25 protein-coding genes are annotated in these 23117 nt (G+C 67.0%); 13 read left to right on the forward strand and 12 right to left on the reverse strand.

Translation table 11 applies throughout. The features are described 5' to 3' along the window. Nucleotides 1-89: 89 nt before the first annotated feature. Nucleotides 90-1994, reverse strand: coding sequence for a molecular chaperone DnaK (gene dnaK / locus NGM10_RS04335; protein ID WP_253482190.1), 1905 nt, complete (start codon nucleotides 1992-1994; stop codon nucleotides 90-92). Between the two features lie 256 nt (nucleotides 1995-2250). On the opposite strand from dnaK, the gene NGM10_RS04340 reads away from it, so the two are divergent. Continuing rightward, entirely contained in the window at nucleotides 2251-2757 is a 507-nt protein-coding gene (locus tag NGM10_RS04340) for a universal stress protein (protein ID WP_253482193.1), read from the forward strand. Nucleotides 2758-2759: 2 nt separating this feature from the next. Here NGM10_RS04340 and NGM10_RS04345 read toward each other — a convergent pair whose 3' ends face one another. Together NGM10_RS04345 and NGM10_RS04350 are read right to left on the reverse strand one after the other, a co-directional pair. Beyond that, a complete protein-coding gene (locus NGM10_RS04345) occupies nucleotides 2760-3449 on the reverse strand; it encodes a nucleotide exchange factor GrpE (protein WP_253482196.1) in 690 nt (229 codons plus the stop codon). Between the two features lie 107 nt (nucleotides 3450-3556). Beyond that, the gene (locus NGM10_RS04350; protein ID WP_253482199.1) at nucleotides 3557-4015 is read right to left on the reverse strand and encodes a luciferase domain-containing protein; all 459 of its coding nucleotides are present in this window, start codon (nucleotides 4013-4015) and stop codon (nucleotides 3557-3559) included. Nucleotides 4016-4507: 492 nt separating this feature from the next. On the opposite strand from NGM10_RS04350, the gene NGM10_RS04355 reads away from it, so the two are divergent. Beyond that, a complete protein-coding gene (locus NGM10_RS04355) occupies nucleotides 4508-5851 on the forward strand; it encodes a DEAD/DEAH box helicase (RefSeq protein WP_253482202.1) in 1344 nt (447 codons plus the stop codon). Between the two features lie 29 nt (nucleotides 5852-5880). On the opposite strand, the gene NGM10_RS04360 is transcribed toward NGM10_RS04355, so the two are convergent. After that, nucleotides 5881-6249, reverse strand: coding sequence for a hypothetical protein (locus NGM10_RS04360; RefSeq protein WP_253482205.1), 369 nt, complete (start codon nucleotides 6247-6249; stop codon nucleotides 5881-5883). Between the two features lie 84 nt (nucleotides 6250-6333). Between NGM10_RS04360 and NGM10_RS04365 the strand changes: the two genes are divergently transcribed. Further along, a complete protein-coding gene (locus NGM10_RS04365) occupies nucleotides 6334-7923 on the forward strand; it encodes a DUF790 family protein (protein WP_253482208.1) in 1590 nt (529 codons plus the stop codon). 142 nt (nucleotides 7924-8065) lie between these two features. On the opposite strand, the gene NGM10_RS04370 is transcribed toward NGM10_RS04365, so the two are convergent. Both NGM10_RS04370 and NGM10_RS04375 read right to left on the reverse strand, forming a co-directional pair. Beyond that, nucleotides 8066-8581: a DUF7122 family protein gene (locus NGM10_RS04370; RefSeq protein WP_253482210.1), complete on the reverse strand. Its 516-nt coding sequence runs from the start codon at nucleotides 8579-8581 to the stop codon at nucleotides 8066-8068. After that, entirely contained in the window at nucleotides 8578-9486 is a 909-nt protein-coding gene (locus NGM10_RS04375; protein WP_253482212.1) for an RsmB/NOP family class I SAM-dependent RNA methyltransferase, read from the reverse strand. Before NGM10_RS04375 ends, NGM10_RS04370 begins: the two co-directional genes overlap by 4 nt. An 86-nt stretch (nucleotides 9487-9572) precedes the next feature. On the opposite strand from NGM10_RS04375, the gene NGM10_RS04380 reads away from it, so the two are divergent. From NGM10_RS04380 to NGM10_RS04395, 4 genes are all read left to right on the forward strand, one after another. Beyond that, nucleotides 9573-10304 carry a hypothetical protein gene (locus tag NGM10_RS04380; protein ID WP_253482214.1) on the forward strand — a complete coding sequence of 244 codons (732 nt, stop codon included), beginning with the start codon at nucleotides 9573-9575 and terminating at the stop codon, nucleotides 10302-10304. A gap of 47 nt (nucleotides 10305-10351) precedes the next feature. Next, a complete protein-coding gene (locus NGM10_RS04385; RefSeq protein WP_253482216.1) occupies nucleotides 10352-10630 on the forward strand; it encodes a hypothetical protein in 279 nt (92 codons plus the stop codon). 93 nt (nucleotides 10631-10723) lie between these two features. Continuing rightward, entirely contained in the window at nucleotides 10724-11470 is a 747-nt protein-coding gene (locus NGM10_RS04390) for a proteasome assembly chaperone family protein (protein ID WP_253482218.1), read from the forward strand. 139 nt (nucleotides 11471-11609) lie between these two features. Continuing rightward, a complete protein-coding gene (locus NGM10_RS04395; RefSeq protein WP_253482220.1) occupies nucleotides 11610-11756 on the forward strand; it encodes a hypothetical protein in 147 nt (48 codons plus the stop codon). 111 nt (nucleotides 11757-11867) lie between these two features. Here the strand turns inward: NGM10_RS04395 and NGM10_RS04400 are convergent, their stop codons facing one another. Then, on the reverse strand, nucleotides 11868-13238 hold the full coding sequence (locus tag NGM10_RS04400) for a geranylgeranyl reductase family protein (protein WP_253482222.1): 1371 nt from the start codon (nucleotides 13236-13238) through the stop codon (nucleotides 11868-11870). A 468-nt stretch (nucleotides 13239-13706) separates the two neighbouring features. Between NGM10_RS04400 and NGM10_RS04405 the strand changes: the two genes are divergently transcribed. Next, nucleotides 13707-14039, forward strand: a complete 333-nt coding sequence (locus NGM10_RS04405; RefSeq protein ID WP_253482223.1) for a 2Fe-2S iron-sulfur cluster-binding protein — start codon at nucleotides 13707-13709, stop codon at nucleotides 14037-14039. 1 nt (nucleotide 14040) lies between these two features. Here the strand turns inward: NGM10_RS04405 and NGM10_RS04410 are convergent, their stop codons facing one another. The 3 genes from NGM10_RS04410 to NGM10_RS04420 all read right to left on the reverse strand — a co-directional run bounded on the left by NGM10_RS04410 (nucleotide 14041) and on the right by NGM10_RS04420 (nucleotide 16976). After that, nucleotides 14041-14985: an AAC(3) family N-acetyltransferase gene (locus tag NGM10_RS04410; RefSeq protein ID WP_253482225.1), complete on the reverse strand. Its 945-nt coding sequence runs from the start codon at nucleotides 14983-14985 to the stop codon at nucleotides 14041-14043. A 2-nt stretch (nucleotides 14986-14987) separates the two neighbouring features. Continuing rightward, nucleotides 14988-15581 carry a flavin reductase family protein gene (locus tag NGM10_RS04415; protein ID WP_253483756.1) on the reverse strand — a complete coding sequence of 198 codons (594 nt, stop codon included), beginning with the start codon at nucleotides 15579-15581 and terminating at the stop codon, nucleotides 14988-14990. 228 nt (nucleotides 15582-15809) lie between these two features. Then, complete coding sequence (locus NGM10_RS04420; RefSeq protein ID WP_253482227.1) at nucleotides 15810-16976, reverse strand: MBL fold metallo-hydrolase; 1167 nt, start codon at nucleotides 16974-16976, stop codon at nucleotides 15810-15812. Between the two features lie 171 nt (nucleotides 16977-17147). On the opposite strand from NGM10_RS04420, the gene NGM10_RS04425 reads away from it, so the two are divergent. From NGM10_RS04425 to msrA, 5 genes are all read left to right on the forward strand, one after another. After that, nucleotides 17148-17786: a rubrerythrin family protein gene (locus NGM10_RS04425; protein ID WP_253482228.1), complete on the forward strand. Its 639-nt coding sequence runs from the start codon at nucleotides 17148-17150 to the stop codon at nucleotides 17784-17786. Between the two features lie 128 nt (nucleotides 17787-17914). Then, nucleotides 17915-18580 (forward strand): SCO family protein, encoded by a 666-nt coding sequence (locus NGM10_RS04430; RefSeq protein WP_253482230.1) that lies wholly within the window; start codon nucleotides 17915-17917, stop codon nucleotides 18578-18580. After that, nucleotides 18577-19098 carry a TlpA family protein disulfide reductase gene (locus tag NGM10_RS04435; protein WP_253482231.1) on the forward strand — a complete coding sequence of 174 codons (522 nt, stop codon included), beginning with the start codon at nucleotides 18577-18579 and terminating at the stop codon, nucleotides 19096-19098. Before NGM10_RS04430 ends, NGM10_RS04435 begins: the two co-directional genes overlap by 4 nt. Beyond that, nucleotides 19095-19751 carry a cytochrome c biogenesis protein CcdA gene (locus tag NGM10_RS04440; protein ID WP_253482232.1) on the forward strand — a complete coding sequence of 219 codons (657 nt, stop codon included), beginning with the start codon at nucleotides 19095-19097 and terminating at the stop codon, nucleotides 19749-19751. The genes NGM10_RS04435 and NGM10_RS04440 overlap by 4 nt, the downstream gene beginning before the upstream one ends. Nucleotides 19752-19828: 77 nt before the next feature. Then, the gene (gene msrA, locus NGM10_RS04445; protein ID WP_253482233.1) at nucleotides 19829-20371 is read left to right on the forward strand and encodes a peptide-methionine (S)-S-oxide reductase MsrA; all 543 of its coding nucleotides are present in this window, start codon (nucleotides 19829-19831) and stop codon (nucleotides 20369-20371) included. A gap of 186 nt (nucleotides 20372-20557) precedes the next feature. Here the strand turns inward: msrA and NGM10_RS04450 are convergent, their stop codons facing one another. Together NGM10_RS04450 and NGM10_RS04455 are read right to left on the reverse strand one after the other, a co-directional pair. Further along, nucleotides 20558-21799 carry a mandelate racemase/muconate lactonizing enzyme family protein gene (locus NGM10_RS04450; protein WP_253482235.1) on the reverse strand — a complete coding sequence of 414 codons (1242 nt, stop codon included), beginning with the start codon at nucleotides 21797-21799 and terminating at the stop codon, nucleotides 20558-20560. A 345-nt stretch (nucleotides 21800-22144) separates the two neighbouring features. After that, nucleotides 22145-23062, reverse strand: a complete 918-nt coding sequence (locus NGM10_RS04455) for a dihydrodipicolinate synthase family protein (RefSeq protein WP_253482237.1) — start codon at nucleotides 23060-23062, stop codon at nucleotides 22145-22147. Between the last annotated feature and the right edge of the window lie 55 nt (nucleotides 23063-23117).

Genomic DNA, 23117 nt, shown 5'->3' on the forward strand with positions numbered 1-23117 from the left:
ATAAACTTCGGAGTCACTTCAAGGGTGCGTTGGCGCGCTGTGCTCGAACGCGAGTCGGACCGCGGTCCGACTCGCGCGTCGTCTCCTCGTCACTCCTCGTCGTCGTCCACGTCCTCGAAGTCGGCGTCGACGTACTCGTCGTCGCCAGCGCCGCCTGCGGCCTGCCCGCCCATGCCGCCGGGTCCGGCACCGGCCGCACCCGCGCCGCCGGGACCCGCACCAGCGCCAGCGCCGCCAGCACCCGCCTGCGCCTGTTGCTGGTACATCTGCTTGCCGATCTCCTGGAGCTCGGAGCTCAGAGCCTCGGTGGCGTCCTCTAACTCCTCCTTGTCGGCGTCCTCGTCGGCGAGGACCTCCCGGACGTTGTCGATCTCGTCCTCGATGGACTCGCGGAGGTCGTCGTCGACGTTCTCCTCGTTCTCCTCCAGCAGGGTCTCGGCGCGCTGGACCGCGCTCTCGGCGGCGTTGCGCGCCTCGATGCGCTCGCGGCGTTGCTCGTCCTCCTCGGCGTGCTGTTCGGCCTCCTCCTGCATCTGCTCGATCTGTTCGTCCGAGAGGCCAGCGCCGCCCTCGATGGTGATGGACTCGGCGTTGCCCGAGCCCTGGTCCTCGGCGGTGACGTTGACGATACCGTTCTCGTCGATGTTGAAGCCGACCTCGATCTGGGGCGTTCCGGCGGGCGCGGGCGGGATGCCCGTCAGCTGGAACTCCCCGAGGAGTTCGTTCTCCTCGGCGATTTCGCGCTCGCCCTGGAAGACCCGGACCTGCACCGAGGTCTGGTTGTCGGCCGCGGTGGTGAACACCTTCGACTCCTCGGTTGGGATGGTGGTGTTCTTCTCGATGAGGCGCTCGAACAACCCACCCTTGACCTCGATACCGAGCGAGAGGGGGGTCACGTCGAGCAGGACGATGTCGTCCACGTCGCCCGAGAGGACCCCGCCCTGAATCGCGGCACCGAGCGCGACCGCCTCGTCGGGGTTGACGTTCTTCTTGGGCTCCTGACCGGTCAGCTCCTCGACCTTCTCGGCGACCTGGGGCATCCGGGTCGACCCGCCCACGAGGATGACCTCGTCGATGTCGCTCTCGTCGTAGCCCGCGTCCTCTAAGGCCTGCTCGGTCGGGCCGACCGTCCGGTCGATGAGGTCCGACGTGAGGCTCTCGAACTTCGCGCGGGTGAGGCTCTCTTCGAGGTGGACCGGGCCGTCGTCGGTCGCGGTGATGAACGGGAGGTTGACGTCGGTCTCCTTCCGGGATGAGAGTTCGATCTTGGCCTCCTCGGCCGCGTCCTTCAGGCGCTGGAGGGCTTGGCGGTCCTCGCGGAGGTCGATACCGTGGTCGTTCTCGAACTCCTCGGCGAGGTAGTCGATGATGGCCTCGTCCCAGTCGTCGCCCCCGAGGTCGTTGTCGCCGTTGGTGGCGACGACCTCGTAGACGCCGCCGCCGAGGTCGAGGATGGAGACGTCGAAGGTGCCCCCGCCGAGGTCGTAGACGAGCACGGTCTGGTCGGACTCGTCGTCGAGGCCGTAGGCCATCGACGCCGCGGTCGGTTCGTTGACGATGCGCTCGACCTCGAACCCGGCGATTTCACCGGCGTCCTTGGTCGCTTGGCGCTGTTTGTCGTTGAAGTAGGCGGGGACCGTGATGACCGCCTTCTCGACCTCGTCGCCGAGGTACTCCTCGGCGTCGCGCTTTATTTTCTGGAGGGTCATCGCCGAGATCTGCTCGGGAGTGTACTCCTCGCCGTCGACCTCGACGGTGTAGTCGTCCTCGCCCATGTGGCGCTTGATCGACTGGATCGTGCGCTCGGGGTTCTGGACGGCCTGGTTCTTCGCCGGTTTCCCGACGAGGCGCTCGCCGTCGTCGAACGCGACGACCGAGGGGGTGGTGCGGTCGCCCTCGCTGTTGACGATGATCTCCGGGTCGCCGCCCTCCATCACCGCGAACGCGCTGTTCGTGGTACCGAGGTCGATTCCCAGAATCTTGTTACTCGCCATCTTGTTCGATACGTTGCGCGTTCTGCCGTTTAAGCCTTGCTAGTCTCGGCGTACGTCCCTCCAGAGTCAGGTCGGCCCCCGCTTGCGGTTTTCGAGAATCGATTCGACAGAGGATACCATACTTATATATCCGACCACAATTCTACGTTTCGCTCGGCATGCGGGAGCTTTTGATATCTCAATAATTAGTATCAAAATACATCAATTTCTGTGGGAAACCGAGGCATATTTACTGTACGTCCCAAAGAGTGGTGGTATGACGCTACTCGTTCCATTCGACGGGTCGGACCTGTCGGAAGCAGCACTCGTTCGCGCCGCGGAGTTCCGGTCGGTGTTGGACGACGACTTGCTCGCGGTGACCGTACTCCCGGGTGAGAACGACGAATACGCCAGAGAGAAGGGATGGGTAGGTCCGAACGAGCGCCTCGACATGAAGTCGGTCGTGACGAACCTTCGCAAGAAGGTCGCGAGCGTGTGTCCGGAAGCCGAGTTCCGCTACGAGGTCGTAGACCGGTACGCGCCGTCGGGGACCATCGCAAAGCGCGTCCGGAAAATCGCGAAGGACGAAGACGCCCGGCTGGTGTTCGTCGGGAGCGACAACGCGGGCCACTTCGTCACGTCGATGGCGACCGTCGGCCAGAGTATCGCGACCGACGAGGCCTACGACGTGGTCATCGTTCGAAATCGGAGTCCCGACGAGATTACCCCGCGAGACGACGTAACCTCGCGCAAGCAGGTCGCCGACCCCTGTCAGTCGGAGTAGCGCTACTCGTCGCCCTCGCTGACCGTGACCTGTGCCGCCCGCAGAACTCTGTCGCCCATCTCGTACCCGGGCTGGTAGACGTCGGCGACGGTTCCCTCGGGCTGGTCGCTCTCGACCTGCATCATCACCTCGTGGCGCTGGGGGTCGGTCTCCGCGCCGGGTTCGGGGTCGATGGGCGAGACGTCCTCCTCGTCGAACACGCGGTCGAGTTCCTTGCGGGTCATCTCGACGCCCTCGCGGATGCTCTCGACGTCGTCGTGGTCGGCGTCGAGTGCGCGCACGAGGTTGTCCCGAACGTCGAGCAGGCGCTCGACGAGGTCCTCGGTCGCGCGGGCCTCCATCTGCTCTTGGCGCTTCTTCGCGCGCTTCTTGTAGTTCTGGAAGTCGGCCCTGTTGCGCTTGAGCTTCGATTCGAGGTCCTCGGCGCGCTGTTCGGCCTCCTCGCGCGCGGTTTCGAGGTCGGCGAGGTGGGCTTCGAGGTCGGCGGCGAGCGACTCGTCTTCGAGCGCGACCTTCGCGACGAGCGAGGTGCTCTTGGGGCCGAGAGCGTCGGCGACCTCGTCCCCGGCGTCGGAGTCGGTCGCGTCCGATTCCGCGCTCTCGGCCGCGTCCTCGGCGTCTGCTCGTTCGGCGTCGGCCACCTCGTCCTCGGCGTCCTCCCGAACCTGCTCGGTGACTTCCTCCTCGGTCATGTTCGGTAGAAGTCGTTGGACGCGTTTAAGGATTCAGAAAGCGCGCCGCGACGGGCGATTTCGGAGCGCTACGGGGACCACCGGGCGCGCTGGCGGCGCTCGCGAACTCACGACTCCTCGCGTCCCCGCCGCTCGAACGCCGCCCGCACCTCGTCGCTCACGCCCAGTTCGTCCAACTCCTCCTCGACGTCCACGTCCTCGAACATCTCGGCCCCGGCGGGCGTCCGCTTGAGCGTCTTGACGTGGTAGAGGTACGACAGGCGCAACAGCCAGATGGCCTCCGCCACGTCGTCCTCGTCCTCGACGTAGTGGGTGGTCCACCCCGACTCGGGGACTACGTGGTGCTCGCCGGTCCGGTCCTCCTCGATGAGCCGGTCGCGCAGGCCATCGGTGAACGGCACGTCCACGATTCCCCACCGGTGGACGTGGCCCACCTCGCGCGGGCCGAGCGTGAACTCCCGACCCTCGAAGCGGTGTTCGTTGGTGTTGACGTGGGGCCACGCCGCTACCACCTCGATGACTCGGTCGACGAGTCGCGCCGCCTGCCGCTTGTCCAGTTCCCCCATGGTCTCGTCGGAGACACGCCGCGCGGGAACTTAACGAACGTGCCCGTCTAGGAGTCGAGAAAGTGACCGAGGCGAAGAACGCCCAGAAAGCCCCCGCCCGCTCGCTCTGAATCGCAATTGGTGAGACACTACGTTTTCCTCGAAATCCCCGCCCGCTCGCCACCTGCAGAGCGGAGCTCTGCCGAGCCCTCGTTCGCTCCGCTCACGAGGAGGCCGCTCAGCGACATATCCGCGCCTCACAGCACCGCACCGCATCGGCGCGGATAGAGGTCGCTGAGACGACCAAGCGGTGCGCGAGCGGGCGGCCCCTTTCAGTCCCACCCTTGCGGTTCGCGTCACCGGCCGCTATTCCGTGGTGCGGTTGGCCTGCTGATTCCGGTGGTTCGGTTGGCCTGCTGATTCCGGTGGTTCGGTTGGCCTGCTGATTCCCGTGGTCCGGTTCGTCTGCCGTCACACGGTTTAAGGCGGCGGAGTGCGGAGGGACGACCAACCGTGCCCGACGCGACCCTCGCCTTCGAGGACGGGACCCTGCGGGTCGAGGCCGACCCCGCCCTCGACCTCCCCCACACCGAGGCCGACGCGCGCTCGAAGACCCGGCGAGCGCCCGCCTTCCGGTACGCCGCCCTGCGCGAGCATCTGGACGAGCGGGGGCTCTCGTACGAGGACCGAGTCCTCGACGCCCCCGACCTGCCGGACGTGGCGTCGAGCTACGAACTCCGGGCCTATCAGCGCGACGCCCTCTCGGCGTGGGAAGAGGCGGGTCGCCGAGGGGTGTTAGAACTCCCGACCGGGAGCGGCAAGACCGTCATCGGACTGAAGGCCATCGAGGACCTGCAGGTCGCGACCCTCGTCGTGGTCCCGACCATCGACCTGCTGGAGCAGTGGCGACGCGAACTGGAGGCGGAGTTCGGGATTCCCGTGGGTCAACTGGGCGGCGGCGAGCAGACCGTCGAACCCCTCACCGTTTCGACCTACGACTCGGCGTACCTCCGGGCCGACGAACTCGGCGACCGGTTCGGGCTCGCGGTCTTCGACGAGGTCCACCACCTCGGCGGCGAGGGGTACCGGGACATCGCGCGCCTGCTGGCCGCGCCCGCCAGAATGGGCCTCACGGCGACCTTCGAGCGCCCCGACGGCGCGCACGAGGTGGTCGCCGACCTCGTGGGCGAGAAGGCGTACGCCATCGACCCCGACGACCTCGCGGGCGAGCACCTCGCGCCCTACGACATCAAGCGCCTCGAAGTCGAGCTGACGGCCGAAGAGCGCGAGCGCTACGAGGCGGCCAACGAGGTGTTCACGAACTACCTCGCCAGTTCGAACATCCGGATGCAGAGCGGCAGCGACTACCAGGAACTGGTCAAGCGCTCGGGGTCGGACCCGCGGGCCCGCGAGGCCCTGCTGGCGAAACAGCGCGCACGCGAGGTGATGATGAACAGCGACGCCAAGGTCGACGCGCTCGAAGGAATCCTCGCGGACCACCGCGGCGACCGGGTCATCGTCTTCACCGCGCACAACGACCTCGTCTACCGGCTCTCGGAGCGGTTCCTGCTCCCCGCGATCACCCACCAGACCGGGACCGCCGAGCGCCGCGAGATTCTGGAGCGGTTCCGCGAGGGGACCTACTCACGAGTCGTCACCTCGAACGTCCTCGACGAGGGCGTCGACGTTCCCGACGCCAACGTCGCGGTCGTCCTCTCGGGGAGCGGGAGCGAGCGAGAGTTCACCCAGCGGCTCGGACGCATCCTCCGGCCGACCGACGACGACCGGCCCGCCCTGCTCTACGAGGTCGTCACCGCCGAGACGGCCGAGGAGCGGGTGGCCGAGCGTCGGCGCTGACAGCACCCCGAGGCCTCGCTCGGCGGGTGCTACTCGTCCCGGAGGTCGGTCTCGATGCTTCCGCCCCGGTCGAACGTCTCGTAGTCGAAGGTGAACTCGAGGTCGGCCGTCGCCGTCTCTCCGGGTTCGACCGTCAGCTCCGCGGACTCGCGCGAGATGTCCTCGCCAGCCTCGACGGTGACGTAGAGGTAGCCCGTCCCCTCGGCGTCGCCGTCGTTCCGGACGGTCACCGCGACGACGAGCTTCCCGTCGTCGTTCTCCCGCGGGTCGAACGACTCGACCCCGAGGTCGGCCGACGCCTCGTCTTCGGCCCCGCCGCCGGTACACCCGGCGAGGAATCCGAGGCCGCCGAGCGCCGCGGCCCCGCCACATTTCCGCAGGATGTCACGTCTGCGCATGGTCGTGGCTCCCGTTCCAGCGAAATGAGTCTTGTGTCTTCGGCCTTCCGACGGTTTTTGTACGTACCGTCCCGAGAGTCGGGTATGCTCACCAAGGACCTGTTGCGGGTCGCGCGCGCAGGGGGCGGCTACCGCCCCCAGTTCGGCGGGCGAGAACATCGCCCGCTGGCCGCGCGGGTCCTCGGCACGTATCAGGGCCACGTCGGCGAACCCCGCCGCGAGCTCGACGCCGCCCTGAAGGACCTCGAAACCGAGGCCGACCACTTCAAGCTCGTCCGGGGGTTCGCCAAGCTCCTCGAACGCGAGGCGGTCTTCGAGACGCGCGCCGCGGTCCCGCCCGAGCGCGCCCGCCGGGTCGCCTTCGAGGAGGCCGAGGCGGTCGGGGACGAAACGGACGGTGACGGGGACGCTGGCGGAGTGGTCGCGGCGGGCGAGCGCGCCAGCGCGCTCGCCCGTGCGAGCGACCGCCTCGGAGTCGGTCCCGAGGCGGTCGCCGATTCGCTCTACGCCGACCTCGACGAGCGACAGGTCCTCGCCGAGTTCGACGCGCGGTGGGACCCCGACGACCTCCTCGCCCAATACAATCTCTCGCTGGCTCAGACCGCCTTATTCGGCGCGACCGAGGTCCGCGTCCGAACCGCAGACCCCAAGGCGCTGGTCTCGGCGGTCAAGCGCCTCCGGCTGATGTACGAAATTCGCAAGACGGACGACCGAAGCGGGCGGTCCGAGACGCGCTCGCGCGTCTCGGACCGCGAGGTCGTCGTGACCGGCCCCGACGCCCTCTTCCGGTCGACCCGGCGGTACGGCACCCGGTTCGCCCGCCTCCTCCGAACCGTCGCCACGGCCGACGCGTGGACCCTCGACGCGACCGTCGACGACTACGGCACCGAGCGCACCCTCTCGCTGTCGCACGAGGACCCCGTGGGCGTGCCCGGCACCGAACCGGTCGCCGACGTGACCTTCGACAGCGGGGTCGAGGCCGACTTCGCCGCCCGGTTCGGGTCGCTCGACCTCGACTGGGACCTCGTGCGCGAGCCCGAACCCCTCGAAACCGGCGCGCGGGTGATGATTCCGGACTTCGCGTTCGACTACCGACACGCCGACTTCCGGGTCTTCTTCGAGGTGATGGGGTTCTGGACGCCCGAGTACGTCGAGAAGAAGCTCTCGCAGCTCGAAGGCGTCGAGGACGTGGAGATGGTGGTCGCGGTCGACGAGAGCCTCGGCGTCGGCGAGGAGATAGCCGCCCGCGACCACCGCGCGATTCCCTACTCGGGGACCATCCGACTCAAGGACGTTCGCGACGCCCTCCGGCGCTACGAGGACGAACTGGTCGCCGAGAGCGCGGCCGACCTCCCGGACGAACTGGTCCCCGACGCGGACGTGATCTCGCTCGAAGGGCTCGCCGACGACCGCGGGGTGAGCGAGGACGCAATCGAGGGCAAGGCGTTTCCCGACCACGAGCGCGTGGGGCGGACGCTGATTCGACCCGCGGTGCTGGGGAACGTGGCCGAGGAGATAGAGGACGGGATGTCGTTCGCGGAGGCTGAGGAAGTGTTCGCCGAATACGGAATCGAGGACGCGAGCGCCGTGCTCTCGGAGTTGGGGTTCGCGGTCGAGTGGGAGGGGTTGGGTGGTGGGACGGTTCGTCGGAAAGACAGCCCACGAGACAACTAGATAAAGTTGTCTTTCCGAAGACAACCTTATGCAGTTGTATATCGGTGAGCAACCGATGTATGCCGGAACCCTCGTGAGCTTCACCTACTCCATCGTCGTCGGCGTTCTCGTCCGCGTTTTCGCCGACACGTCAGCGTTAGGGCTATAGCTCCCGCTGACGCCCCTTCGGCACCGGACTCTGCAACTCACCGTGGATGTACAGCCCCACGCCGAGGGGTTCCGGCTCCCCGGCGAATTCGTGGGCCGCGACCAGATACCCCCAGTCGCCGTCCCACTCCAACTCTTGGGTCTCGCCCCGGGCGAACCGGCGAGCCTGCTCGCGGGTGAGTTCGATGACGTTCCGGGTCGCCCCCCGGCCGAACCGCTGGACCGCGTTCATCGTCGGCTTCCAGTGTTCCTGACGGGTGCGCAGGAACTTCATCCCGAGCGCCTCGACGCCGACCGGCGATTCGAGGTCCCCGCGGAGAATCCAGATTTTGCCCTTGCCCTTCTCCCAGAAGCTGTACCCCTCGAAGGTCTCGGGCGGGATTCCGAACCGCTGGTCCCACCAGTCGAGGACCTCCTCGCGGGTCGCCCGGCCCTCGACCTCGCGGTCGGCGGCCGTCTCGGGCAGGCGGTCGAACCGCTGGCCGTCGTTGGTGGCTTCGGGGTCGCTCACGGTCCCACCTCCAGTTTCGCGCAGAAGAACCCGCCGGTGTCGTTGAGGTGGGGGTAGAACCGCTGGGCCTTCCGAACGCTCTCGTCGTAGGTCTCGCCGTCCCACTCGGTGATTCCCGGCCGGGAGTCGAGGCCCACGTCGAACTCGACGAGGCGGCAGTCCTCCTCGCGGAGGACGTGGTCGAGGACCGCCTCGTTCTCCTCGGGCGCGAAGGTGCAGGTCGAGTAGACCACGGTTCCCCTCTCGCGCGTGGCTTGGACCGCGCGCCGGAGGATGCCCTTCTGGACGCCCGCGACGCTCCGGACGTGGTCCATCGACCAGTCGTCGAGCGCGGTGGGGTTCTTCCGAATCGTGCCCTCACACGAGCAGGGCACGTCCACGAGCGCCTTGTCGAAGGCCTCGAAATCGAAGGGCTTGAGCGAGAAGTTCCGGGCGTCCCGATTCGTGACCGCGGCGTTCGTCACGCCGAGTCGCTCGGTGTTGAACCGCAGGGCCGAGAGGCGACCGAGGTTGTTGTCGTTGGCGACGACCAGTCCTTCGTCGTCCATCAGGGCGGCGAGCTGGGTGGTCTTGCTCCCCGGCGCGGCGCAGGCGTCCCAGACGCGCTCGCCGGGTTCGGGGTCGAGCACCTCGGCGGGAATCGCCGAGACCTCCTCCTGGCCGTGAATCCAGCCGTGGAACGAGGCCCACGTACTCCCGGGGTTTGTCGTGTCGAGTTCCAGCACCGTGTCCGACCACTCGCGGTCGTCCCAGCCGACGCCCTCCTCGTCCAGCGCGGCCTTCGCGCGCTCGGGGGTCGCCTCGATGGTGTTGACCCGGACGACCGACGGGAGCGCGCGCTCGCAGGCCTCGCGGAAGGCTTCGAACTCCCCGACGAGGGGTTCGTACCGCTCCAGTTGCTCCATCACCGGGAGGTTCGGGCGAACCGCGTTTGTGGGTTTCGGAAATATACGGAAGGGTATATAGTGAGTGATGTAGTAAAATTAATAATATGGGAGACAGAGAGGAATATAATAGTCCATCAACTGATTTTGACCTCGCTCAGTTTATTTCTGATTGGTCGGATCTTTTTGTTGTTATGGGTGTATTCGCTGCACTTGCTGTTTACATTTCAGATATAAGTTCTGAGGGTATAACAAATGCTCCAGAAGTAATCCAAGGTGGGTTTGTTGGGTCATTAGTTCTGACTTCACTCATAGGCCTCTTAATATTTAAGAAGATATATGGGAAATTCGATAGCTTTGATGAATTTGTGCGAGGAATTTTTCATCTGAAAAACATCGAGTTGATAATATTTTTCCTTGCATTTAGTTTAATACTACAATCTCTTTTTAGTCGAGCAAGCGCAAATCACAATATTGTTTTGCAATTAATATCTGTAATCTCGTTTATAACTGGTCTCGGAGTCTTTCTCCACGTCTTCCATTATATATCTACCAAACTCCTCTCTCAATTGTCAGACCACATGTACCTCGTTGTAGTTCTATCTATCGGCTATATCTCCTTTGAGGTTATTGACAAATTAATTGATATTTATCGATCTCTATTTAGTCAGCCATATGTTAACACATTCACTTCTATAAATCTGATATCCATTAGCCACCTATCTACATGGCATTTCATTCTTTCTTTAGAGTTAGCTACTCTTCTTATTCTCTCAATCCACGCACTTCTACTGATCCTAGAAATATCGGGCATATTGTTTAGAACGGTGTCTAGCTGAATGAGTTGGCCGTAGCTGTTACCCGTCTCTCTCCCGTCGGGTGGGCCATGGCAGACGACGCCGAACCCGCCGACATCGACTGGGACGAGGCCGTGCGCATGGAACTCGACCCGGACACGATGCACGAGACCAAGAGCGGCTACTACTTCGACTGCCCGGAGTGCGGTTCCCCGGCCACGATAGAGAACATCGTCCAGCACGGCCGGTGCAACGGCTACCTCGACGAGCAGGTCGAAGGCATCGACTTCGAGGTCGAGAATATCTCCTGCTCGGCGGTATTGCGGCTCGAACTGGCCTACACCGCCGAATCCGAGAGCGAGCGCTGACTCCGCGACCGGACAGCGGGTCGGGCGGTCGCCGAGCGTCGCTCGGCGACCGCGGCCCCGGACTTTATGCGCTCGCTGATACAAGTGTCCCACATGGCAAGCGTCACCGTACACGCCGAGGGGTTGGAGCTGGACGACCCGACGCTGGTCGAGGGACTGCCGGGCGTCGGACTGGTCGGCAAGCTGGCGACCGACCACCTAATCGAGGCGTTCGACATGACCTACTACGCCAGCCTCGCCTGCGAGGGTCTGCCCCGGATATCGGTCTACGAGGAGGGGAGCCCGGAGCTCCGGCCGCCGGTCCGGATTTACGCCGACCCCGGGCGCGACCTGCTGGCGCTCCAGAGCGACGTGCCGGTCTCGGCCGCCGCGGCGTCGGAGTTCGCCAGTTGCGTCACCGAGTGGCTCGCCGACAACGACGCGACGCCGATCTACATGAGCGGGCTTCCCCACCAGAAGGAGGCGAGCGAGATTCCGTCGCTGTACGGCGTCGCCACCGGCTCGGGAGGCGAGCGACTCGACGACCACGGCATCGACAGCCCGGTCGAGCGCGGCGCGGTCAGCGGTCCCACCGGGGCGCTCCTCCACGAGGCGAGCGCCACCGGTCTCGACGCGGTGGGCCTCATCGTCGAGAGCGACCCGCAGTTCCCCGACCCCGAGGCCGCGCGCATCCTCGTCGAGCACGGCATCGCGCCGCTGGCGGGCGTCGAGGTCGCCACCGGCGATCTCGTCGAGCGTGCCGAGGAGATCAGCGAGCAGAAAGAGCAGCTCGCCCAGCGCATGGGTGAGGCCGACCCCGAGGAGAGTTCGCAGGCTCAACCGCTTCGCATGTTCCAGTGAAACGTTTGCCAGGGAGAGCGCGCCGTCGGCGCGCTCTCCCTGGTCCTCGGTGGAAGGCGAAAGATGCGAGTGACGCAGTAGAACGCCGGACGAGCACAACTTCATTAGACCTTTCTCCCCGACGCGCGTACGGCGAACCATGACCGACGCTGAAGACGCAGTCGAGCAGTTCCTGCAGGAGGCCGAGAAGGTGTACAGCGAGTACGACAAGGGGTACATGAACGCCGACGTGGCGCTGGACCGACTGGAGAATCAGGTCGAGACCCTGCGCGAGCGAGTCGAGTAAGCCGCCCGAGAACCACGTACGGATTTTTCCGAGGAGGGTGGGCAAGCAGAGCGGACCGCTCCGCGGTCCGCTCTGCCCGCACTCGACGGAGAAACGGTGGACGCGTGGTTTTCAGTACTTCGGGTCGGCCCCGGTGGTCGCGTAGATGTCGTCCATGATGGCGTCCCGGCGGGCCTGCCACGCCGGGAGGCGGTCGGGGGAGTCGGGGTACGCCCCGTAGTGGTCGATGAGGTCGTCGGCGTGCGACTTCGTCTTGTAGAGGTCGTAGATGAGGTCCCAGTGACCGATGGACTTGATGGCGGTCTGGACCTTGAGCCACCACCCGACGTTGGCGCTGCCCGAGTAGAGCGCCTCCGCGAGCTTGTTCGCGGGGAGCGCGCCGAGCAGGCCCATCAGGTCGTCCACGTCGACCGCGGTCGAGAAGATGTTGTACACGTCGAGTCCGGCGTAGCGCGCGCCGAAGTGGTCCATCACGCGCTCGTTGTACTCCCAGAGGTTCGCCTCGGTGACCTCGCCGTCCTCGATGGCGTCGACGGCGGCCTCGGCGGCGTACTTGCCCGCGTAGGCCGCTCCGGCGATGCCCCCGCCCGTGGTGGGGTTGACGTGGCCCGCGGCGTCGCCGACCGCGACGAAGCCGGGCGCGACCGCCGAGTCGTAGGGGCGTCGGGTGGGGAGGGCCGCGCCGAGCTTGTCCTCGACGGTGGCTCCCCGGAATTCGGGGCGGTTGCGGAGGTCGCGCCTGAGGTCGTCGACGAGCTGCATCGGCTCCTCGTTCATCTGGAATCCGAGTCCGGCGTTGATCTCCGTCTCGGTCCGCGGGAAGTACCAGAGGTAGCCCGCCGCGCGCTCGGTCGGCTTGAACACGAGCGCGTCGTCCCACGGCACCGGTTCCTCGACCTCGACGATCTCGCGGTAGGCCGAGCAGAACTGCGAGTAGGTCACGTTGGTGTCGAAGGTCGCGTCGCCGAGGTCGGCCTTGTCCTGCAGGATGGAGAGCGACCCCGCGGCGTCGACGACCACGTCGGCGTTGTACCGCTGGACGCTCCCGTTGCGCTTGCCCCGGACGCCCGTGACCCGTCCGTCCTCGCGCTGGGTCACGTCCTTGACCACGGTGTCGTAGTGGAACTCCACGCCCGCGCTCTCCGCGCCCTCGATGATGCGGCGACCGTACTCCCAGCGGTCGATGACCGCGAGTTCGCCCGGCACCGGGATTTCGAGGACGGTGTCCTCTTGGGGAATCTCGAACCGGCCGTGGTCGACGCCCGTGTTGGTGAACGACGGCTCCAGCTGGGACTTCGGGATGGCCTCGGGGAAAGCGTCCGCGCCCTTCAGAGCGTCGCCGCAGGCGATGTGGCCCGCTTCCTCCTCGTCCTTTCGCTCGACCACGACCACGTCGTAGCCCGCGCGGCTGGCGGTGGCGGCGGCGTAACAGCCCGCCGTCCCCGCGCCGACGACGACGATGTCGCACTCGTGTGTAGCCATGCGTTCGGCTACGAGACGGAGAGGGCAAAACTCTTTATACGCGATTCGAGGATTCGTCGCCCTCGAAGCGACGGATAGCGGGCGAGGGAACGACGCGCTCGGTGACACAGGCCACGAGAATCGGCCGACCGACCAATCCACGGGAATCGGCAGACCGACCAATCCACCGCGGGCGGGACTGAAAGGGGCCGCCCGGTCGCGTACAGTTTAGTCGTCTCCGCGGGCAACTATTCTCGCGCGGGCTGTGTCCTCGCGAGCGAAGCGAGTGAGGGCTCGTCGAACCGCAGGTCCGACGGTGCGGAGAGCGCGAGAATATCCCGCGGAGCGACCGCGAGCGGGCGGGGGCTTTCGAGGAAGAAGCGGTGTCGTTCGAGACGACTCATAGCGACCGGGCGGGAGCGTTCGAGCGAGACACCGCGGGGACTCCCGTGATAAAGAGTAAAGTGACGGACTTTCGTACCTCGGGGTATGACCGAGTACACCGTCGAGTTCGCCGGGACGGGCGAGACCATCGAGGTCTCGGACACCGAGACCATCCTGAGCAAGTGCATCGAGGAGGGAATCGCACAGGAGTACTCCTGTCGCGTCGGGATGTGTCTGGCCTGTTCGGCCGAGATACTCGACGGCGAGGTCACCCAGCCAGCCGCCCGCGGCCTCACCGACGAGGAGGCCGAGGAGTACGCCCTGACCTGCATGGCCCGGCCCCAGAGCGACCTCGTGCTCGACCGCGGGAAGTACCCGCCGAGCATCGAGGAGGAGGCCGCCGAGATGAACGAACCCGCGGCCGCCGACGACGACTGAGCTACGCCCGATTCTCGCCGAACCACCCGACCGCGTAGTCGACCAGCGCGCGCTGGGACAGCACGACCGCCTCGGCGTTCCCGACGCGACCGCGCGCGGTCGCGTCGGGCCGGTCGCGCTCGAACGCCGCGCCCGCCCGCTCGAAGTCGCCGTCGTCGTAGTCGAGTTCCTCGAACGATATCCACTCGCGCTCGTCGGGCGCGACCGGCGCGCCGGTGGCGCGCCGGTCGCGGTCCGTTCTGGCGTCCCCCTCTCCCCGCTCCTCGTCGCGTCCCTCTCTCCGCTCTTCCTCGCGACCCTCTTCCCGCCCCTCCTCGCGCCTGTCGCTCGCGAGAACGGGCGCGCCCTGCGTCACGACCGTCTTCTCGAAGTCGGCCCGGTGTTCCGCGAGGTGCAACGAGGTGTTGGTATCGTGACCGACCCCCAGCAGGAGGACCGACCCGTCGAGGTCGTACACCCGCGCGAGCGGCGACCTCTCGCCGAGGCCGTCGTCGTAGGCGTGGTCGCCGACCACGAACCCGGCGTCCGCGCCCCACGCCGCGAAGGAGGTGGTGGGGTGGCGACTCCGCACCACGCCGGGGTAGGTCCGGAAGCACTCGGGAATCGCGCCCATCCCGCGGGTGGGGGTGACCTCGGGACGGAACGGCGGAATCGTCGCGCGAACGTCGGCGGTCCAGTCGTCGGGTACCGGCGGGTCCTCCCACCGGTCGGGATCGGAGTAGTGGCCCGTGTGGGTCGGCATCACCAGCGTCCCGGCGTCGGTGACGGTCTCCATCAGGGCGTCGACGACCGCGGCCGCGCCGCCCGCGACCCACCCGAGCGCCGACAGCGACGAGTGGACCAGCAGGGTGTCGCCGGGTTCGACGCCGAGTTGCGAGCAGTCGTCGGCGATTCGCCCCGCGCTGATCGGACCGTCGCCGCGCTCGATGACGTTGCGCTCGGACATGGTCACGGGGGGCGCTCCATGGCGAATCGCTCGGCGGTGGTCGCGTAGCTGCTCCCCGAGAGCCGACCGACGGCGTCGAGCTTCCGGGTGTCGAGCTTTCCGGCGGTCGTGACCGCGTCGTCGACGTGGACCCACTCGACCTCGCCCAGCACCATCGTCGACCCGCCGACCGGTAGCATCTCGTACAGCGAGCACTCGAAGGCGACCGGCGTCCCGGCGACGCGGGGCGGCGCGACGGTCCGGGACTCGGCGCGTTCGAGGTCGGCGCGGTCGAACTCGCTCTCGCCCGCGGGCAGGGTCGCGCTCGTCTCGTTCATCGGCTCCGCGAGCGATTCGGTCACGACGTTGACCACGAACTCCCCGGTCTCGGCGACGTTCCGGGGCGTGTCCTTGAGGCCCTCGGGCGATTGGTCGTCGTTCACCGGCGCGAACATCACGACCGGCGGGTCGACCGCCACGACGTTGAAGAAGCTGTAGGGCGCGAGGTTGTCCACGCCGTCGGGGCCGGTCGTGCTGACCCACGCGATGGGTCGGGGGACGACCGCGCCCGCGAGGGTCCGGTACAGCGAGGGCACCTCGTCGGGGTCGAGTTCCATGGGAGCGGTACGGGCCGCGGCGACGAAGGGGTTGTGGTCGCGGAGGGCCCGGGAGCCAGCAGGCCGAAGGCCGCTACCGATCAGCAGTTCGTACTCGTCACGAACGACAACCACGCCAGTACAGTCCAGTATAATTCAGTACTATCAGTATATTCTAGTACAATTCAGTACTGCCAGTACAGTCCAGTACAATTCAGTACACCACCGAGAAGTGACGGTGCGGTCGGCTCAGTCGTCGGCCGCCACCGCGCAGTTGTTCGGCCCGAGTTCGAGTTCGAACGCCTCGTCGTCGTCGACCTCTTCCGTCCCGAGGTTCGCCGGAATTATCTCCTCGTAGTTGGCGGGCCGGGGCGGGAGCGAGTCGAGCACCCGCGAGACGAACGCCCCGCGGTCGTCGGGCAGGGAGATGCGCTCGCGGACGGTCCCGAGGGGCGCGACGAAGGTCCCGTCCTCGCGCGGCGTCGCGGCGGGTTCGCGGTGTCCGGGCGCGACCAGCGTCACGTCGGGGAGCGCGAGCAGGCGGTCGCCGAGGGTGTCGTAGAGGGTCTCGGCGAGGGCGGCCGCGCCGCCCTCGCCGCGTTCGAGGTCCGGTCTGCCGTAGCCGTCGAGGAACAGCGCGTCACCAGAGAACAGCACCTCTCCAAGGACGAGCGCGGTGAGTTCAGTGGTGTGGCCCGGCGCGTGGAGCGCGGTCAGGGTCACCGACCCGACTTCGAGGTCGTCGCCGTCTCCGAGCAGGCGGGCGTCGAAGTCGAGCCCTCGGTCGCGCGCGCCCTCGGGCACGACCGCCTGCGCGTCGGTCTCCGCAGCGAGTCGCCGGACGCCCGAGAAGTGGTCGGCGTGGACGTGGGTGTCGACGGCGTACGCGAGGTCGGCACCCCGGGACTCGGCGTCGGCGACGTACCGGTCGGCGAACGCCCGCAGGGGGTCGACGACGGCGGCCTGCCCCTCCGAGACCACGAGGTACGACAGACACCCGCTCGCGGGTCGGTCGTACTGGACGACGGTCGCGGTCGCGCCCGAGGGCGCGACCGCGAGTTCGCTGGCGACGTAGACCCGCGCCCAGCCGCCCATTCCGCCAGCGAGATTTCGCGCGTCGACGCCCTCCTCGCGCAACGACTCGGCCACGGTGGCGCTGACCTCGCCGCGGGGGCAGACCGCGACGACCGGTCCCGAGAGGTCGAGGTCGGCCGCCAGTTCGCCGAGGTCTCCGCGCGCCTTCGCGGCCGCGAACTCGGCGTACGGGACCTGCGTCGCCTCTGCGCCCTCGATGCGCCACGCCTCGAACTCCTCGCGGTTTCGCACGTCGAGCAGGCGCACGCGCTCGCCGCGTGCGAGTCGCTCGTGGAGGTCCTCGGGCGACACCGAAGGGGCATCGGCGTTCTCGTCGGTCATGGCCGGGAGTACGTTCCGCGAGGGGAAAACGGTGTGGCAGAAGCGTCGCGCATTCCCGACAGACCGCTAGGGGCGGGGATTTCGAGGACGAAATGACTCCGGTGGACGTTCTCCCCTTCGAACGTCCTCCCTCCGCGAACTTTCAAGCGCCTCAACGACCTACCTGAAGCCATGGACGCCGACAGTTTCGTAACCGAGGTAGAGGAGGCGAAGGCGACCGAACTCGACAGACTCGGCTCCCAGCAGTCGCTCGTGGCGCTCACCGATGCCGACCTCGACGCCGAGTCGGTCCTCCGGGCGGCCGCCCGGAGCGAGCGCGTCGCTCGCGAGACGTTCGCCGAGTGGGCCGAGACCGAGGCGAACGCCGACGCCAGCGAGGCGTTCGCCGGGCTCGCCCGCCAAGAGACCGACCACTACGAGCGCGTGGTCGCCGAACTGGGCGACGAAGCCGAGGACTTCGGCCCCGAGGGCCCCGACCCGATGCACGAGTACCTCCGCGGGCTCGATTCGACCGTCGAGCGCGCGGCGGGCCTCGTCGGCCGGTCGCTCGCGAGCGAACGCACCCAGTTACAGGTCGTCAATTTCTTCGTCAACGACGCCGACGAGCGCCGGGCCGACTGCTTCCGGGAGTTGCGAGCCGAGACACAGGACGGAATCTCGGCGGGCGCGGAGTTGCTGGAGGAGACTTGCGACGGGGAAGACGACTGGGAGCGCGCAAGGAAAACCGCCGAGGAGACGGTACGGGTGGCCTACGACGACTACGCCGAGACGCTGGAGGGGATGGGGTTGGACCCGCGGCCGATCTGTTGACCGGGCGGTCCCGGCGACCTCGTCTTGGCACCCGCCGAGATCGGTGACGGCGAACGCCGAGCGAACGCTAGGCAGTCTTTCGAGAATTGCACCAGACTACCTTTCATGGGCGGGTCCCAAGCGAGCGTATGGACCGCCGTGAGTATCTACGGACCGCGACTGCTGTCGGGTTCGCGGGGAGCGTCGCTGGCTGTGCGGGCCTCCTCGACTCGAACCCGAACGTCACGCTCGACGAACCCGACCGGGAGTTCGACAGCGAAGACCTGCCGTACCCCGCGTGGGGCGAACAGGTCCCCGACGTCTCACTGGCCGACCCGCTGACGGGGGAGACGTTTCACGTTCGGGACGCCGACGACCCGAGCGTGTTGACCTTCTTCTACAGCCACTGCAATTCGGTGTGCCCGGTTCTCATCTCGACGGTACGGGACGTGCACACCCACGCGCTGAACGAGGGATACGCCGACGAGGTGGTCTTCCTCCCGGTGACGTTCGACCCCGAGCGCGACGACGAGGAGAGACTCCGGGCGTACGCCGACGAGATGAACGTCGACGCCGACGCCGACAACTGGCACTTCCTCCGACCCGACTCCGAAGCTGAGGCCGAGCAAGTCGTCGAGGAACAGTTCGGCGTGATGTTCGAACGGACCGAACCCGAAGACATGGACATGTACATGTTCAATCACGCGTCCCTGACGTTCCTCGTGAATGCCGACGGATACGTCGAGCGGGCATACCGGACCGAATCGCCAGACGAGACCGAGATAATCTCGGACCTCGAAACTGTACGCGAATGAACCGCCGCCGCTTACTGCTCGCGGCCGGTGGGATCGGCCTGACCGGCGCGAGCGCGTGGACGCTCCGGAACGACTTCGACGACGACGGGCTCCCGATGCAGGTCGAGGCGCTCGACGCGCCCGGTTCGGCGGCGGGGGAGGTCCGGGTCCCCGCGGCGGACACGGTGACCGTCGTGGACCTCTTCGCGACGTGGTGTGCCCCCTGCAAGAGACAGATGGACGAACTCGCCACCGTTCACCAGCGATACGGCGAGGACGTGGCGATGATCTCGGTCACCAACGAGCGCATCGGCGGGTCGCTCTCGCGGGACGACGTCCGCGAGTGGTGGCGACGACACGACGGCGCGTGGACCGTCGGCCTCGACCAAGACAGCGACCTGATGGCCGCGCTCGGCGCGTCCGAACTGCCGTTCCTCGCGGTCGTCGAGGCCGACGGCGAGGTCCGCTGGAAGGACGGCAACGTCACCGATGCGGCGAGGCTCGAACGGGAGATCGACCGGGCTCTCGGAGGGACATGACCGCCTCGGGGTTCGTCGGCGCGCTCGCGTTCGCGGCCAGTACGGGCGTGGCGACGTTCTTCGCGCCGTGTGCGTTTCCGCTCCTCCCCGGGTACGTGGGGTACTACGTCACGGGAGCCGACCGGACCACCGGCGTCACGGCCGCGGCCGCGGCCGCCACCGGTGCACTGGTCGCGCTCGGGGCAGTCGCGGGTCTCGTGTTCGCGCTGGGCCGAACCGTCACGTCGATACTGCCGCTGTTCGAACCGCTCGTCGGCGTCGGACTGGTCGCCTTCGGCGTCCTCGTTCTGACCGGACGGGCCCCCGACGTGCGGGTGGCGCTCCCCGAGCGTCCGGAGTCGCTACTCGGCTTCGGCGCGTTCGGCGCGGTGTACGCCGTCGCGGCCGCCGGATGCGTCGCACCGCTGTTTCTCGGCGTCGTGACCCAGGCGCTCGCGTTCCCGCCCGGTCGCGGGGCCGCCGTGCTCGGGGTGTACGCAGGTGCGGTCTCCGCACCGCTGGTCGGGGTCACGCTACTGGCGAATGCGGGCGTCTACGTCTGGCGCGGCCTCGGGCGACACGCCGGACGACTGGAGCAGGCGGCCGCCGTCGTGATGATACTCGCCGGGCTGGGGCAACTGTATCTCTCGGTCGTAGTCCTCGACGTGGTATGACCGCTCGCGTCGACGGCGGGGGTGTCGGTCCGGCCGCTTCCCGCAAACATAACCGTCCTCGGTTCCTACACCCAATCATGACCGAAACCGAACGCGCCACCCTCGCTGGCGGGTGCTTCTGGTGTACCGAAGCGGCGTTCAAGGAACTCGACGGCGTGGTCGAGGTCACCTCGGGCTACGCGGGCGGCCACGTCGAGGACCCGACCTACGAGGCGGTCTGCACCGGCGAGACGGGCCACGCGGAGGTCGTGCAGGTCGAGTACGACCCCGCGAAGCTGAGCTACGAGGACCTCCTGCAGGTGTTCTTCACGGTCCACGACCCGACCCAACTCAATCGTCAGGGACCCGACGTGGGCACTCAGTACCGGTCGGCGGTGTTCTACCACGACGACGACCAGAAAGAGACGGTCGAGCGGTTCGTCGCGGAACTGGAGGCCGAGGGCGCGTACGACGAGGGCGACATCGTCACCGAGATCGAGCCCCTCGAAGCGTTCTACGAGGCCGAGGAATATCATCAGGACTACTACGAGAAGAACCCCAACGACCAGTACTGCTCGATACAGGCCGAACCCAAGGTCAAGAAGGTCCGAGAGAAGTTCGGCGAGAAGGTCGCACAGTAGTCAATTTCTTTCCCCTCGCGGTCCGCACCTTCAAGTACGAGAACGCGACCAATCCGTTCTATGACCTGACGGGCTACCGCGGGGCGGCGAGCGAAACGGTGGTGTGACCGCCTCGCGAGGGACAGCGCTACCCGTTAGCCACGACGGAAGGAACGCCGGGACCGGAGGAGGCGTCGCCCGTTGAAGCTACGCCTCGTCGAACAGTTCCTCGCCCGCCACCATCTTGTCTTCGACCACGTCCATATCGAGCGTCACGCCCAGCCCCGGCTCCTCGGGAATCTCGATGTAGCCGTCCTCGATGACGTCCTCCTCGACGAGGTCTTCCCACCAGCCGAGCTGGTAGCTGTGGTACTCGACCGCCAGCGAGTTCGGGATGGCGGTGCCGACGTGGGCGGAGGCCATCGTCGCCACGGGCGAGGAGACGTTGTGCATGGCGACCGGAACGTAGTACTGGTTCGCCACGTCGGCTATCTTCCGGGTCTCGCGCATCCCGCCGACCTTGGGCATGTCGGGCGCGACGATGTCGACCGCCTGGTTCTCGATGAGCCGACGGAGTTCGGTGACTCGATAGCGGTTCTCGCCGACCGTGATGGGGGTGAGCGTGGACTTCGTGACCTCCTCCTGCACGTCGAGGTTCTCCGGCGGGACGGGGTCTTCGAGCCACCAGACGTCGTAGTCCTCCAGCGCGCTGGCGAGTCGCTTCGCGCTCCCGCCCGAGAAGGTCCAGTGGCAGTCGAAGGCGACGTCGGCGCGGTCCTTGACGCGCTCGGTGACGGCCTCGACGATGTCGGTCTTGTGACGGACCTCGCCCGGCCGGAGGTGGCGGTTCGCGCGGTCCTTCTCGTGACCGGAGGGCACGTCGAGGTCGAACTTGAGCGCGTCGTAGCCCAGTTCCTCGACCACGCGCTCGGCCTCGTCTGCGCAGGCCTCGGGGTCGGCCTCGTCGGCGGTGTGACAGTCGCAGTACACCCGGACCTCGTCGCGGTACTTCCCGCCGAGGAGTTGGTAGGCGGGCACGTCCAGCACCTTGCCCGCGAGGTCGTGGAGCGCGATTTCGATGCCCGAGATGGCGGTGACGGTGACGCCCTCGACGGAGCCTTCGCCCGACATCTTCTGGACGAGGTGCTCGTAGAGCCTGTCGATGTCGAGGGGGTTCTCGCCCACGAGGAAGGGTTTCATCCGCTGGACGAGTTCGGGGACGCCCGCGCCCCAGTAGGCCTCGCCGGTGCCGACGACTCCGGCGTCGGTGTACACCCGGACGAGCGTCCACGGGAAGTTGCCGTCGACCATCGTGGTCTGGACGTCGGTGATTTCGAGGTCCCGCGGTCCCGGACCGCGCTCGCGGTCGAGCCCCATCGACTCCGAGGAGAGGTCTCGCATCGTGTACTCGGCGTTCGGGTCGTGGAGCTCGGCGTAGTTCCGTACCATGTTCAGGAATTACTCCGGCGGGAGTAAAAGTTTAGAGGGTGTCGGAGCGCCGGAACGCACCCGTCGGTCGCCGCGAGGAGGTACACACCCACCGAAGCCATCAGGAGAGCGAACGCGGCGCTTTCGGACGATAGCGCGCTCAGTACGCCGATGGTCAGAAACTGACTCCCCAGAATCGTGCGCTTGGTGACGCGGTATGTGAGTGGGGTCATGGCTCTTTGTGTGGCCGACCAGCGCGGGGTCGACACCGTCGTCCACCCCTTCATTGCTAGTTAATGTCTCCCATGGCAATAAATGTTCCGACAGTTTCGAATCGTTTGAACCGGTTATGCGTCGGGAATTACCTCACAGCAGGTCGAGTTCCGACAGGTCGGCCCGAAGAGCCGCCCGGTCGTCGTCGTCCATCTTCCGGAGCGGGCTCCGGAGCGGTCCGGGGTCGAATCCGACCTCCCGGAGGTCGAGAGCGGTCTTGACCCCGGCCATGTAGGGCCCGCGCTTGAGGGCGTCCCGGACCTCGTAGACGTCGCTCTGGAGTCGCCGGGCGCGCTCCTCGTCGCCGTCGTCGTAGGCCTCGTAGAGGTCGACGACCAGTTCGGGGAAGGCGTTGGCGACCGCGCTGACCATCCCCGCACAGCCGAGGTCGAGGCCGGGGACCAGCAGGGAGTCCGACCCCGCGAGGAAGGTCAGTTCGGGGTGGGCGTCGATGGCCTGCCCGAGCCACGGCACGTCCTTGCTCGAATCCTTGAGACCGACGAGGTTGTCGATGTCGGCGAGCGAATCCAGCGTGTCGAGCGACAGCGAGTTGCCGGTCTTGCTCGGGATGTGGTAGACGTACACCGGGAGGTCGACCGCCGCCGCGACCCGGCGGTAGTGGTCGAGCGCGCCCTCGTGGTCCAGCGGGTAGTAGTACGGCGTCACGACGACCACGCCGTCGGCACCGACCATCTCGGCGCGCTCGGCGTGGGCGACGGTCTGGCGGGTGCTGGGCGCGCCGACGCCCGCGATGACCGGCGCGTCGTCGCCGACCGTCTCGACGACCGCCTCGACCACGTCGTCGCGCTCCTCGGGCGCGAGCAACGGGAACTCGCCGTTGGTGCCCAGCGGGAAGACCCCGTGTGCCCCGCGGTCCACGACGAACCGCGCGTGGGCCGCGGTCGCCTCGTAGTCGACCGATTCGTCCTCGTCGAACGCCGTTATGGTCGGCGGGACGACCCCGTGGATGTCGAGGGGGTCGCCCGAGCCGGGTGCTGGTGCGTTTCCCATACCCGTCGGGTCGGTGGCCGCCTCCTAAGTGGTTGCGTCTTCCGAGTACTTTTTC

The organism is Halorussus salilacus (genome assembly GCF_024138125.1).
GTDB classification, from domain to species: domain Archaea; phylum Halobacteriota; class Halobacteria; order Halobacteriales; family Haladaptataceae; genus Halorussus; species Halorussus salilacus.

What these genes read in the sequence shown, in the direction of transcription:
- dnaK (WP_253482190.1), bottom strand. Translation starts at nt 1,994, where the DNA reads ATGGCGAGTAACAAGATTCTGGGAATCGACCTCGGTACCACGAACAGC.
- NGM10_RS04340 (WP_253482193.1), top strand. Translation starts at nt 2,251, where the DNA reads ATGACGCTACTCGTTCCATTCGACGGGTCGGACCTGTCGGAAGCAGCA.
- NGM10_RS04345 (WP_253482196.1), bottom strand. Translation starts at nt 3,449, where the DNA reads ATGACCGAGGAGGAAGTCACCGAGCAGGTTCGGGAGGACGCCGAGGAC.
- NGM10_RS04350 (WP_253482199.1), bottom strand. Translation starts at nt 4,015, where the DNA reads ATGGGGGAACTGGACAAGCGGCAGGCGGCGCGACTCGTCGACCGAGTC.
- NGM10_RS04360 (WP_253482205.1), bottom strand. Translation starts at nt 6,249, where the DNA reads ATGCGCAGACGTGACATCCTGCGGAAATGTGGCGGGGCCGCGGCGCTC.
- NGM10_RS04365 (WP_253482208.1), top strand. Translation starts at nt 6,334, where the DNA reads ATGCTCACCAAGGACCTGTTGCGGGTCGCGCGCGCAGGGGGCGGCTAC.
- NGM10_RS04375 (WP_253482212.1), bottom strand. Translation starts at nt 9,486, where the DNA reads ATGGAGCAACTGGAGCGGTACGAACCCCTCGTCGGGGAGTTCGAAGCC.
- NGM10_RS04380 (WP_253482214.1), top strand. Translation starts at nt 9,573, where the DNA reads ATGGGAGACAGAGAGGAATATAATAGTCCATCAACTGATTTTGACCTC.
- NGM10_RS04385 (WP_253482216.1), top strand. Translation starts at nt 10,352, where the DNA reads ATGGCAGACGACGCCGAACCCGCCGACATCGACTGGGACGAGGCCGTG.
- NGM10_RS04390 (WP_253482218.1), top strand. Translation starts at nt 10,724, where the DNA reads ATGGCAAGCGTCACCGTACACGCCGAGGGGTTGGAGCTGGACGACCCG.
- NGM10_RS04395 (WP_253482220.1), top strand. Translation starts at nt 11,610, where the DNA reads ATGACCGACGCTGAAGACGCAGTCGAGCAGTTCCTGCAGGAGGCCGAG.
- NGM10_RS04400 (WP_253482222.1), bottom strand. Translation starts at nt 13,238, where the DNA reads ATGGCTACACACGAGTGCGACATCGTCGTCGTCGGCGCGGGGACGGCG.
- NGM10_RS04405 (WP_253482223.1), top strand. Translation starts at nt 13,707, where the DNA reads ATGACCGAGTACACCGTCGAGTTCGCCGGGACGGGCGAGACCATCGAG.
- NGM10_RS04410 (WP_253482225.1), bottom strand. Translation starts at nt 14,985, where the DNA reads ATGTCCGAGCGCAACGTCATCGAGCGCGGCGACGGTCCGATCAGCGCG.
- NGM10_RS04415 (WP_253483756.1), bottom strand. Translation starts at nt 15,581, where the DNA reads ATGGAACTCGACCCCGACGAGGTGCCCTCGCTGTACCGGACCCTCGCG.
- NGM10_RS04420 (WP_253482227.1), bottom strand. Translation starts at nt 16,976, where the DNA reads ATGACCGACGAGAACGCCGATGCCCCTTCGGTGTCGCCCGAGGACCTC.
- NGM10_RS04425 (WP_253482228.1), top strand. Translation starts at nt 17,148, where the DNA reads ATGGACGCCGACAGTTTCGTAACCGAGGTAGAGGAGGCGAAGGCGACC.
- NGM10_RS04430 (WP_253482230.1), top strand. Translation starts at nt 17,915, where the DNA reads ATGGACCGCCGTGAGTATCTACGGACCGCGACTGCTGTCGGGTTCGCG.
- NGM10_RS04435 (WP_253482231.1), top strand. Translation starts at nt 18,577, where the DNA reads ATGAACCGCCGCCGCTTACTGCTCGCGGCCGGTGGGATCGGCCTGACC.
- NGM10_RS04440 (WP_253482232.1), top strand. Translation starts at nt 19,095, where the DNA reads ATGACCGCCTCGGGGTTCGTCGGCGCGCTCGCGTTCGCGGCCAGTACG.
- msrA (WP_253482233.1), top strand. Translation starts at nt 19,829, where the DNA reads ATGACCGAAACCGAACGCGCCACCCTCGCTGGCGGGTGCTTCTGGTGT.
- NGM10_RS04450 (WP_253482235.1), bottom strand. Translation starts at nt 21,799, where the DNA reads ATGGTACGGAACTACGCCGAGCTCCACGACCCGAACGCCGAGTACACG.
- NGM10_RS04455 (WP_253482237.1), bottom strand. Translation starts at nt 23,062, where the DNA reads ATGGGAAACGCACCAGCACCCGGCTCGGGCGACCCCCTCGACATCCAC.